The following is a 9,983-nucleotide window of genomic DNA, read 5'->3' as shown; positions in this document are numbered from 1 at the left end:
GATGACCGTCCGTCCTACGGCGACCGTCCGTCCGGTGGCGACCGTGGTGGGTACCGCGGGGGCGACCGTCCGTCCTACGGCGACCGTCCCTCGGGTGGCGACCGGGGAGGCTTCCGTCGTGACGACCGTCCGTCCGGTGGCGACCGTGGCGGGTACCGCGGGGGCGACCGTCCGTCCTACGGCGACCGTCCGTCCGGTGGTGACCGTGGTGGGTTCCGTCGCGATGACCGTCCGTCCTACGGTGACCGCGACCGTCCCTCGGGCGGCGACCGCGGTGGCTTCCGCCGGGACGACCGTCCGTCCGGTGGCGACCGTGGTGGGTTCCGTCGTGATGACCGTCCGTCCTACGGTGACCGCGACCGTCCCTCGGGCGGCGACCGCGGTGGCTTCCGCCGGGACGACCGTCCGTCGGGTGGTGACCGTGGCGGTTTCCGTCGCGAGGAGCGTCCGTCCTACGGTGACCGTCCCTCGGGTGGTGACCGTGGTGGGTTCCGTCGTGACGACCGTCCGTCCCACGGCGACCGCCCGTCCGGTGGTGGGTACCGCGGCGGCGACCGTCCTTCCTACGGCGACCGTCCCTCCGGTGGCGACCGTGGCGGGTTCCGTCGTGAGGGTGGCCGGCCGGCCGGTGACCGGGGTGGCCGGTCGTACGAGAGCCGGGGTGGCCGCTTCGAGGGGCGTCGCGATGACCGGGGCCACGGGGGCTTCGACGACCGTCGCGGCAACCAGGAGCCGGTGCACCGGATGGCGATCCCCGAGGACGTCACCGGGAACGAGATCGACGCGGATGTGCGCCAGGAGCTGAAGAGCCTGCCGAAGACGCTGGCCGACGACGTGGCGCGCAACCTGGTGATGGTCGCCCGGCTGCTCGACACCGAGCCGGAGGAGGCCTACAAGTACTCGCGGGTCGCGCTGCGGCTGGCCTCCCGCGTCGCTTCGGTCCGTGAGGCGGCCGGCTTCGCCTCCTACATGACCCAGCGTTACTCCGAGGCGCTGACCGAGTTCCGCGCCTCGCGCCGGATGACCGGCCGGGCCGACCTGTGGCCGGTGATGGCCGACTGCGAGCGCGGTCTGGGCCGTCCGGAGCGGGCGCTGGCGATGGCCGGCGAGCCCGAGGTGAAGCAGCTGGACAAGGCGGGCCAGGTCGAGATGCGGCTGGTCACGGCCGGTGCCCGCGCCGACCTGGGGCAGTTCGACGCCGCCGTGGTCACCCTGCAGAGCCCGGAGCTGGCCTCCAACGCGGTTCACCCGTGGACCGCCCGCCTGCGCTACGCCTACGCCGATGCGCTGATCGCGGCGGACCGGGCCGACGAGGCGCGTGACTGGTTCGCCAAGGCCGCCGAGGCCGACCCGGAGGGCAGCACCAACGCCTCCGAGCGGCTCGCCGAGATCGACGGGCTGGAGTTCGTCGACGCCCTGGACCCGGAGGCGGCCGAGGAGGAGGAGCGCGAGCTCGACTCCGAGGAGGACCGTCCGGTGCCGCGCGCGGCCCGGCTGGCCCACGACGACGGCGAGAACGAGGTCATCTTCGAGGACGACGAGGACGTCGAGGAGTACTACGACGAGGACGACCTGGAGATGGAGGAGGCCGACGAGGCCGAGATCGGCCGGGCCATGCGCGAGCGGGACGACCGCGACTGACCTGATCGTCGAGCACGACAGCTGAACGAGCTGAACGAAGGGAGGAGGCTCCCGCCCAACAGGGCGGGAGCCTCCTCCCTTTCCTGTTTCGGGCTCAGCCCAGTTCCAGGCTCCGCAGCACCAGGCCGCTGGCCGGCTTGGGGCCGAAGGAGGTGGACTTCCGGGGCATGGTGACCCCTTGCTCGGCGAGCCGGCGGACCACGCCCTCGTCGACCGGGTGCAGCAGCACCGCGGTGCCGCCGCTGCGGGCGGCCTCGCGCTCGGCGGCCACGGCGGCGTGCAGGTAGCCGATGTCGTCGGGGCCGTCGGGGACCTGCCAGACGTGCTCCAGCAGGGTGGCGTGCAGCACGGTCGCGTCCAGGTGCCGCCACTCCTCGGGCTTGTCCTTGGGCACCGTGGTGTTGAGCAGCGCCTCGTCGGGCCCGGTGAGCAGGTGGTAGGTCGAGTCGCCGCCGGTCAGCACGAAGGCGTTCTCGCCCGAGCGCTTGGCCTCGGCGAGCGCGGCCAGCGCGGCGTTGAGATCGCCGTCGAGCCGGCTGAGTCGCCAGCCGTCCTCGGCGGTGGTGAGCGCGTCGAGCGCGCGCTGCGGCGGGAGGCGGTAGAGCACCCGGTGGATGGCCCGCACCCGCAGCGGGTAGCGGGCGGTGTCGACCAGCAGTACCATGCCGCGGTCCCACGGGCTGAACGGCAGGTGGCGGTGCTCGCGCTGCAGCCGCAGGTACATCTCCCAGCGGTGGTGGCCGTCAGCGATCAGCGCCCGGCAGGTGGCCAGGTCGCGGGAGACCTCGGCCAGCTCGGTCGGGTCGGTGACGGCCCACAGGCGGTGCCGGGTGCCGTCGGAGGTGGTGGTGGTGAGCAGCGGCTCGCTCGTCACGGTCCGCTCGATCACGGCGGCGGCCGGCCCCTTGCCCCGGTAGGTGAGCAGCAGCGGTTCCAGGTTGGCCCGGGTGGTGCGCATCAGGCCGACCCGGTCGGCGACCGGGCGGGGCATCACGTCCTCGTGCGGCAGCACCACCGCGCCCTCCTGGCCGCTGACCGCCAGGGCGCCGATCAGGCCGCGCTGCAGCAACGCGCCGGAGGGGCTGTCGGCGGCGGTGCGCTGCTCGTAGACGTAGAGCGCGGGCTGCGGGTCGGGGGCCAGCACGCCCTCGCGCAGCCAGCTGTCGAGCAGCCGCGCGGCGTGCCGGTAGCGGGTGTCGCGGTCGGCGCGCTCGCCGGTGTCGTCCGGCTCGGGGCGCGGCAGGATCAGCCGGACCACGTTGTGCGGGTCGGCGGTCTCCAGGCTGAGCCGGCGATGGGGATCCACCACGTCGTACGGCGGGGAGGTGACGGCGGCGAGGGTGCCGACCCGTTCGGGGACGTAGCGCAGGCCGCGGAAGGGCGACAGGGACAGCCCGGCCGTGGCGACGTGCCCGGGGTCGCCGGGGCCGCTCGGCGGAGGCGTCGCGCCGCTTCCGGCACTGGGTGCACTCATCAGATCTCTCCCGTCGGGCTCCGGCTTGGTGGGCCAGAGAGAAATGGGTCGTCGGATCATCGGACCGGGACGTGGGACGCCGGACAGCTGGTCGTGCGGGGGTGGTGCACGCCGTGGTCGGCGCCTTAAGAGTTGACAGCTTAGTTTCCGCGGGCCGGCTGCCGAGTGGCTCGCGGGTTGCGAGGAACGGAAACAGCCGTTTCAGTCCGTACTTCGGTCTCTTCGCCAAGCGGTGGCGGAGATCAAACCTGGGAAAGGTATCGGGGAACGAGGTTGTTCCGACATTTCGCGGACGGTCGGCGCGGTCCGCGATGAGGCGATGAGGCACGCACCAAGGACGAGCGAAGCGAGGTCGGGCATGAGTGGTGGACAGGGGCAGGCCGCGGGCGGGGCGGGCGAGGGTCCGGCGACCGGCGGTGGTGACGGGGCGCCGCTGGGGGACGTGTACGACTGGTTCCGGCGCGGGGAGCGGCTGCTGGCCGACGGGCACCCGGCGGCGGCCGAGCAGCTGCTGGCCTGGGCGGCGGCGGCCGAACCCGACTCCAAGAGCATCCGGGAGATGCTGGCCAGGGCCCAGTTCGACGCCGGCTCGTACGCGGCGGCGGTGCGGAACTTCCGGGCCGTGGCCCAGGCCGATCCGTCGGACGACTACGCTCAGTTCGGCTGGGGGATCGCGGCCGCCCGACTCGGCGACTTCGAGACCTCGGCCGAGCACCTGGCGCTCGCGGTGGCGATGCGACCGCAGGCCGAGCACTACCGGGCGGCGCTGCGCCAGACCCGGGCCACCCTGGCGGCCCGGGCGGGCAAGTGGGGGCCGCCGCTGCCGGGCACGCCCGGTCACCGGCCGCCGCTGCAGCGCACCGACGAGTCGAACGATGGGGAAGATCAGGCATGACGGACACGCAGCTCCCGGGCCACAGCGACCAGCCGCTGACGGCGGCGTACGACACCGCGCTGCTCGACCTCGACGGGGTGGTCTACGCCGGGCCGGGTGCGATCGCGCACGCGGTGGAGTCGCTCGACTCGGCCCGCGCGGCGGGCATGCGGCTCGCGTACGTCACCAACAACGCCTCCCGGCCGCCCCGGGCGGTCGCGGCGCACCTCACCGAGCTGGGCGTCCCGGCCGAGCCGGCAGATGTGATCAACTCCGCCCAGGCGGCCGCCCGGCTGCTCGCCGACCAGCTGCCGGCGGGCGCGAAGGTGCTGGTCGTCGGCGGGGCCGGGCTGGTCGAGGCGCTGGCCGAGCGCGGCCTGGTGGCGGTGGACTCGCTGGCCGACGGGCCGGCGGCCGTGGTGCAGGGCTTCGACCCCTCGGTGGGCTGGGAGCGGCTGGCCGAGGCCTCGTACGCGGTGGCGACGGGGCTGCCCTGGGTGGCGTCCAACACCGACATGTCGATTCCGACCGCGCGCGGGGTCGCCCCCGGCAACGGCACGCTGGTGGCCGCCGTCCGCGCCGCGACCGGGGCCGAGCCGCAGGTGGCGGGCAAGCCGCAGCCGCCGATGCACCGCGAGACGGTGCTGCGGACCGGCGCGAAGCGGCCGTTGGTGGTCGGCGACCGGCTGGACACCGACATCGAGGGCGCCCACAACGGCGGGGTGGACAGCCTGCTGGTCTTCACCGGTGTCGCCACGCCCGGGCAGCTGCTCGCGGCGCCGGTCCAGCATCGCCCGACCTACCTGGCCGCCGACCTGCGCGGGCTGCTCGAGCCGCACCCGGCGGTGACGGCCCGGGCGGAGGGCGGCTTCGGATGCCGTGGCCAGTGGGCCGCGGTGGTCGACGGTGAGCTGAGGGTCGGCGGCGAGGGTGACGCGGACGCGGACGGCTACGACGGGCTGCGGGCGCTGTGCGCGGCGGCCTGGGCGGAGCTGGACCGCACCGGGGAGCCGGCGGACGGACGCAAGGCACTGGCCGAGCTCGGCTTCTGACGGCTGGTCGGGGGCTACGGGTCCACGGGTCGACGCGCCGACGGGTCAGAGCAGGGTGCGCAGCCGGAGCAGGTCGCGGAAGCCCGCCTCCAGCCTGACCCGGCCGCCGGCCCAGGCACTGGCGAAGTTCAACCGGCCGTTGACCAGGGCCACCAGGTCGTCACTGGTCATGGTGAGCCGGATCGCGGCCTTCTCGGCGGGCGCTCCGGAGGCGTGGGAGAGCTCCTCGATCCGGCCGCCGCGCAGGATGCCGGTGAAGGTCAGGTCCAGGTCGGTGAGCCAGCAGCTGAGCGAGCGGTCCACCGCGGCCGCCTCGCGGACGTTTCCGTTCGCCTGCGCCAGGTTCTGGCTGAGCAGCTCCAGCGCCGCGCGGCACTCCTCGGTGTCGGCCATGTCCTCGCCCTCCGGGGTCAGGGGGTGTCCGGGACACGGTACCGGCTGAGGCGGCTGGGCCGGACGCCCACTGCTGCCGCGCGCCGGTGGGTGGAGGCGGTAGCGTCTTTTCCGGGCAGACGACGGCGTGGAGGAGGCACCGGGAGATGCGGCAGTTGCTTCGGGGATACCGGGGATACGTGGAATTGGCCGCCGGGCTCGCGGAGGCGGCCGGCAAGCGGGTGCTGGGGACGGCGGCGGAGCTGCTGGAGCGGGCCGGGGTGGACCTGGAGACGGTCGAGCGCACGGTGACGACGCAGGTCCCGCCCGCGGTCCAGCGGCTGGAGACGCTGGTCCAGGAGGCCGTGACGGTCGGCCGGGGCGGTGTCGACCTGGCGGTCGGCCTGGCCCGGGCGGAGGCGGAGAAGGCGGTCGAGCGGGTGGGCAAGCTCGGCGACCAGGTGGTGAAGGTCGGCGTGGTGCTCGCCTATCTGGAGGGCAAGCTGCGCGGCCTGGAGGGTGAGGAGGCCGCTGGGGACGGCGCCGCGCGTGAGCAGCGCGAGACGTCGACCGAGTCGACTCCCAGGGCCGGTCGGGCCGAGGGGCTGTTCGCGGCGGACTGGGAGCCGGAGCAGGAGTGGTCCGCGACCCAGGAGGACGCGGGGTGGGCGACGGCCGCGGAGCCGGACGTACCGCCGGTGGTGAAGCGGACGCCCACACCGCGGAAGGCGGCCGCGAAGAAGAGCTCGGCGGAGCAGAGCCCGGCGAAGACGAGCGCTGCCACGAAGAAGACGGCCACCGCCAAGGAGCCCGCTGCCGCGAACAAGACGACGGCCAAGAAGACGACGGCCAAGAAGACCGCGGCCAAGAAGGCGGCCCCCGCCAAGAAGGCCACCCCCGCGAGGAAGACCACCAAGAAGGCCACCCCCGCTCCCCACCCGGGCGACGCCGATGCCTGAGGACCCGGTCGAGCCCGCCGCCGCGCCCGAACCCGCGCACCTGTGGGAGCCGGAACCCGAGCCGCTCGGCGTCGCCCTCGACCCGACCGGCCACCCCGAGGTCGACGCCGCCCTGGCGCGGCTGGTCGAGCTCGACGGGGTGCCCGTCACGGCGCATGCGGGCGTGTACGAAAATGTTCAGCAGACCCTGAGCACCATCCTCACCACCCTCGACGACAGCTAGACAGCTAGACAGCCAGCCGGACAGCTGGACAGACGACTAGGAGCTGAACCACCCGTGGCAGTGGCACGACGCCGACTCGACGCAGAGCTGGTCCGCCGCAATCTGGCCCGCTCCCGCGAGCACGCCAGCGAGCTGATCGCGGCCGGCCGGGTGAGCGTCGGCGGCGCCACCGCGACCAAGCCCGCCACCCAGGTGGAGACCGCCGCGGCCGTGGTGGTCGCCAAGGACGAGAACGACCCGGACTACGTCTCGCGCGGCGGCCACAAGCTGGCCGGCGCGTTCAGCGCCTTCGTGCCGCAGGGCCTGGTGGTCGAGGGCCGGCGGGCGCTCGACGCGGGCGCGTCCACCGGCGGTTTCACCGACGTCCTGCTGCGGGCCGGCGCCGCCGGGGTGCTGGCCGTCGACGTCGGCTACGGCCAGCTGGCCTGGTCGCTGCAGAGCGACGACCGGGTGACCGTGATGGACCGCACCAACGTGCGCGAGCTGACCCTGGAGCTGATCGGCGGTACGCCGGTCGACCTGGTGGTCGGCGACCTCTCCTTCATCTCGCTCGGTCTGGTGCTGCCGGCGCTGGCCTCCTGCGCGGCGCCGGACGCCGACCTGGTGCTGATGGTCAAGCCGCAGTTCGAGATCGGCAAGGAGCGCCTGGGCAGCGGTGGGGTGGTCCGCAGCCCGCAGCTGCGGGCCGAGATGGTCCGTCAAGTGGCCGGGCAGGCCTGGGAGTCGGGGCTGGGAGTGCGGGCGGTGACGGCCAGCCCGCTGCCGGGGCCGTCAGGTAACGTCGAGTACTTCCTGTGGCTCCGGCGTGACGCACCGCGACTTGATCCGGCCGAGGCGGACCGGGCTGTGGCCGAGGGTCCCCGCTAGGCTGCCGGGACAGGTGCGTCGAGGCCGGCGCCGCAACAGCGGGGGGACCGGTCCAGGGCCAAAGGTGACCCGGTGGACGTAGGGAGAGGGCATTGAGCGAGGGACGGACGGTCTTCCTGATCGCGCACACCGGTCGGGAGGCCGCGTTGCGCAGCGTCGAGCAGCTGGTCGAGGGCCTGCTGAAGGCGGGGATCAGGATCAGACTGCTGGCCGCCGAGGCGGTGGACCTCGACCTGCCCGACGGGGTGGAGACCGTGCAGGCGGGCCACGGCGCGGCGGACGGCTGCGAGCTGATCCTGGTGGCGGGCGGTGACGGCACGCTGCTGCGCGGCGCCGAGCTGGCCCGGGACACCGGGCTGCCGATGCTGGGCATCAACCTGGGCCGGGTCGGGTTCCTGGCCGAGGCGGAGCGCGACGACCTGGCCGTGGTGGTCGAGCGGGTGGTGGACAAGACGTACGAGGTCGAGGAGCGGATGACCCTCGACGTGCTGGTCCGCACCGACGGCGAGGTGGTGCACGAGGACTGGGCGCTGAACGAGGCCTCGGTGGAGAAGGCGGCCCGGGAGCGGATGCTGGAGGTGGTCACCGAGGTGGACGGCCGCCCGGTCTCCAACTTCGGCTGTGACGGGGTGGTCCTCTCGACGCCGACCGGTTCGACCGCCTACGCCTTCTCCGGCGGCGGTCCGGTGGTCTGGCCGGAGGTGGAGGCGCTGCTGATGGTGCCGATCAGCGCGCACGCGCTGTTCGCCCGTCCGCTGGTGACCTCGCCGAACTCGGTGCTCGCGGTGGAGGTGCAGCCCAAGACACCGCACGGGGTGCTCTGGTGCGACGGGCGGCGCTCCTTCGAGCTGCCGGCCGGCGCCCGGGTGGAGGTCCGGCGCGGGCAGGTCCCGGTCCGGCTGGCCCGGCTGCACCAGGCGCCGTTCACCGACCGGCTGGTGGCCAAGTTCGCGCTGCCGGTGACGGGTTGGCGCGGCCGCTCGCGCTGCTGAGCCACCCGCCGCACGGTCGGCGCACCCGCTACACGGTCGGCGTCTCCACCGGCGGGGCGCCGTACCGGTCCCGCTCGGCCGCCGCGACGGCCGCCGCCAGCCGCCGGGCGGCCTCGGCGGCGGCCGTGCCGGGCACGGTCAGCGGGAGCCGGACGAAGGCCTCGAAGGCGCCGTCCGCCCCGAACCGGGAGCCCGCCGCGATCCGCAGGCCGACCTGCTCGCCGGCTCGGGAGAGTGCCGCGCCGGACACACCCGCGGTGTCGATCCAGAGCGTCATCCCGCCGATCGGCTCGGCGAACCGCCACTGCGGCAGCCGCTCGCGCAGCGCCGGGAGCAGCGCCGCCGTGCTCTCGCGCAGGTCGGCCAGGCGGTGGTCGTGGACCTCGGCGAACCGTTCGCCGAGCAGGGTGGCGCAGATCAGCTGGTCCAGCACCGGCGTGCCGGAGTCGGTGTGGATCCGGTCGGCGGCCAGCTGGCGGACCAGTGCTGGCGCGGCCCGGATCCAGCCGACCCGCAGGCCGCCCCAGATCAGCTTGCTGGCCGAGCCCACGGTGACCACCTGCGCCGCCCGGTCCAGCGCGGCCATCGGCCGGGGCAGCCGTTCGGTGCCCCAGGCCAGCTCCGCCATCGTCTCGTCGGCCAGCACCGTCGTCCCGGCGGCCCGTGCGGCGGCCAGCAGCTCGCGGCGCTGGTCCTCGCCGATCAGCGCGCCGGTCGGGTTGTGGAAGTCGGGGATCAGGTAGGCCAGCCGTGGGTTCGCCCCGCGCAGCACTTGGCGCCAGTCGTCCAGGTCCCAGCACGGCAGGTGCTCGGGCCCTGCGGGCCGGTGTTGCGGGACGGGCACCAGCCGGGCCTCGCCCTCCCGCAGCGCCCGCAGCACGTGCGGGTAGCTGGGTGACTCGACGGCCACCCGGTCGCCGCGCCGCAGCAGTGCCCGCCGCAGCAGGTCGAGCGCGCTCATCGCGCCGGTGGTGATCAGGATCTGGTCGGGGGTGGTGGGCAGGCCGCGCGCGGTGAACCGCTGGGCCACCACCTCGCGCAGCACCGGGACGCCGGTCGGGTAGTTGCCGTGGCCGGCGGCGTAGGCCGGCAACTGCTCCACCGCGCGGGCGGCGGCCTCGGCGAGCAGCGGGTGCGGTGCGGCGGGCGAGGCGGCGCCCAGGTCGATCACCTGTCCGTGGGAGTCGGGCGGCAGCGGGAAGAGCGCGTCGGCGGGTGGCGCGCTGCCGGCCGGCAGCGCCGTCCAACTGCCCGAGCCGCGGCGGCTGTGCAGGTAGCCCTCGGCGCGCAGCGTCTCGTAGGCGGTGGCGATGGTGGTGCGGCTCAGCTCGAGGGTGGCGGCCAGCTCACGTTCGGCGGGCAGCCGGGTGCCGACCGGCAGGCGCCCCTCGCTGATCAGCCGACGGACCTGGCCGGCCAGCACCCGGTAGGCGGGGTGGCGCTCGCTCGTGGCCCGGGGTGTGCGGGTGGTGTGCAGCAGGCGGGCCAGCGCGAGTGGGGTGACGGTGCTCTGCCAGTCATGCACGCTG

At 74.5% G+C, this 9,983-nt stretch carries 10 protein-coding genes and 1 pseudogene; 8 read left to right on the top strand and 3 right to left on the bottom strand.

Annotation, left to right across the window (positions count from 1 at the left end; translation table 11 throughout):
• Positions 1 to 576: pseudogene (locus tag P3T41_RS16645) on the top strand (RNA helicase); the annotation flags it as partial.
• A 168-nt stretch (positions 577 to 744) separates the two neighbouring features.
• Entirely contained in the window at positions 745 to 1,641 is an 897-nt protein-coding gene (locus P3T41_RS16640; RefSeq protein ID WP_280690642.1) for a tetratricopeptide repeat protein, read from the top strand.
• 94 nt (positions 1,642 to 1,735) lie between these two features.
• On the opposite strand, the gene P3T41_RS16635 is transcribed toward P3T41_RS16640, so the two are convergent.
• Entirely contained in the window at positions 1,736 to 3,115 is a 1,380-nt protein-coding gene (locus tag P3T41_RS16635; RefSeq protein ID WP_280690627.1) for a DUF1015 domain-containing protein, read from the bottom strand.
• 358 nt (positions 3,116 to 3,473) lie between these two features.
• Here P3T41_RS16635 and P3T41_RS16630 point away from each other — a divergent pair, with 358 nt between their 5' ends.
• A complete protein-coding gene (locus P3T41_RS16630) occupies positions 3,474 to 4,010 on the top strand; it encodes a tetratricopeptide repeat protein (protein ID WP_280690626.1) in 537 nt (178 codons plus the stop codon).
• Complete coding sequence (locus tag P3T41_RS16625) at positions 4,007 to 5,041, top strand: HAD-IIA family hydrolase (RefSeq protein ID WP_280690625.1); 1,035 nt, start codon at positions 4,007 to 4,009, stop codon at positions 5,039 to 5,041. The genes P3T41_RS16630 and P3T41_RS16625 overlap by 4 nt, the downstream gene beginning before the upstream one ends.
• 45 nt (positions 5,042 to 5,086) lie before the next feature.
• Here the strand turns inward: P3T41_RS16625 and P3T41_RS16620 are convergent, their stop codons facing one another.
• Complete coding sequence (locus tag P3T41_RS16620; RefSeq protein ID WP_280690624.1) at positions 5,087 to 5,434, bottom strand: sterol-binding protein; 348 nt, start codon at positions 5,432 to 5,434, stop codon at positions 5,087 to 5,089.
• Positions 5,435 to 5,580: 146 nt separating this feature from the next.
• Here P3T41_RS16620 and P3T41_RS16615 point away from each other — a divergent pair, with 146 nt between their 5' ends.
• The 4 genes from P3T41_RS16615 (at position 5,581) to P3T41_RS16600 (ending at position 8,454) form a co-directional block, all read left to right on the top strand.
• Positions 5,581 to 6,372, top strand: a complete 792-nt coding sequence (locus tag P3T41_RS16615) for a hypothetical protein (RefSeq protein WP_280690623.1) — start codon at positions 5,581 to 5,583, stop codon at positions 6,370 to 6,372.
• Entirely contained in the window at positions 6,365 to 6,595 is a 231-nt protein-coding gene (locus P3T41_RS16610) for a hypothetical protein (protein ID WP_280690622.1), read from the top strand. Before P3T41_RS16615 ends, P3T41_RS16610 begins: the two co-directional genes overlap by 8 nt.
• A 60-nt stretch (positions 6,596 to 6,655) precedes the next feature.
• Positions 6,656 to 7,462, top strand: a complete 807-nt coding sequence (locus tag P3T41_RS16605) for a TlyA family RNA methyltransferase (RefSeq protein WP_280690641.1) — start codon at positions 6,656 to 6,658, stop codon at positions 7,460 to 7,462.
• 92 nt (positions 7,463 to 7,554) lie between these two features.
• Positions 7,555 to 8,454 (top strand): NAD kinase, encoded by a 900-nt coding sequence (locus P3T41_RS16600; protein WP_280690621.1) that lies wholly within the window; start codon positions 7,555 to 7,557, stop codon positions 8,452 to 8,454.
• Positions 8,455 to 8,482: 28 nt separating this feature from the next.
• Here P3T41_RS16600 and P3T41_RS16595 read toward each other — a convergent pair whose 3' ends face one another.
• On the bottom strand, positions 8,483 to 9,979 hold the full coding sequence (locus tag P3T41_RS16595; RefSeq protein ID WP_280690620.1) for a PLP-dependent aminotransferase family protein: 1,497 nt from the start codon (positions 9,977 to 9,979) through the stop codon (positions 8,483 to 8,485).
• Positions 9,980 to 9,983 lie beyond the last annotated feature (4 nt).

This window comes from Kitasatospora sp. GAS204B (genome assembly GCF_029892155.1).
Classification (GTDB): Bacteria; Actinomycetota; Actinomycetes; order Streptomycetales; family Streptomycetaceae; genus Kitasatospora.
Note: the sequence above shows the minus strand (reverse complement) of the source record. Positions and strands in the feature narration are given on the sequence as shown.